A 1,052-nucleotide genomic window follows, 5' to 3' on the forward strand; every position below is an offset into this window, starting at 1 on the left:
GGCCGCTGACAGCGGCCTCGACTTCGGCTGTGTTCTCGGTGACAGCAATTTCGGCAAATCACCCAAACTCCGCCACAGACTACGGAGTCAGGCTATTCCCTACGCGCTGGAACTTGTTCCGTCGAAGTTTCCAGTCGTTGACGAAGACACACCACTGCAAGAAGAGTCTGAATCGGGATCTGGTGATCCCGATGAGACTCGCTGGGAGATCTCAGAAGACGCGGAGATCTTCTCTCCAGAAGATCTCGCTCACAAGGTCGAAGACAACGAAACTGATCTCGAATGGGAACACATCGACTGGGCAGAAGGGACGAAAGAGACGCTGAGCGGAGAGTTCTGTCGCACGCGCGTACGTGTTGTTACGGATAGGGCTGACCGTGAAGTTGGCGAAGAAACCGGTTGGCTGCTGATCGAGAAAACAACTGATGATGACGAAGGTGATTCACCGGTGAGTTTGAAGGCATGGATCTGCTGGGATCTCGACGAGTCTTCGCTTGAAGAACTGGTTCAATGGACGCACCTGCGGTGGTCCATAGAACGGTTTCACCAAGACATCAAACAGCACCTTGGAGCTGATGAATTCCAAGGACGGAGTTGGGATGGATTCCATCGCCATCTTGCGGTTGTGATGTTAGCTCATGCATTCGTTGCAACTCACCGTCTGGAGACTGAACACAAGCTTCCGTCCTTCGAGAACGTAATGCAGCGGATCGTCCGCGAAGCGGCGATCCAGCAACTGATGGAGAACCTGAATTTCGACCGGCAGACGGCAACCGATGCAGCTGAGGAGATGTTACAGGGGTTCACTGACTGGCGTATCCCTGATCTGTAAAGTGGCAGCCAACGCAGTAACTGCCGCTTGTGAGCGGCAGCACTGCTCACACGTTGGTTCAGTGTGGCACTCTTCTGCAGTTTTCGCGCCTGAAGCACACGTTACTCGTGAGTGAGTGTTGGAGCGTCGAATCTCAGCTGAAGTTTCGTCAAACCTGAGCAGATCCCGACAAGTTGCACCGACCTCGTCGATGTTTCTCCCCAGATCTCCTTGGCTCCAG

The 1,052-nt window shown here is 53.9% G+C and carries 1 protein-coding gene; it reads left to right on the forward strand.

The genetic code is table 11. The annotated features are described in order from the left end of the window. On the forward strand, positions 1 to 832 hold an 832-nt coding region (locus tag O2S87_RS18605), incomplete at its 5' end, for a transposase (RefSeq protein ID WP_475410212.1). Between the last annotated feature and the right edge of the window lie 220 nt (positions 833 to 1,052).

Source organism: Halohasta sp. A2 (genome assembly GCF_056175805.1).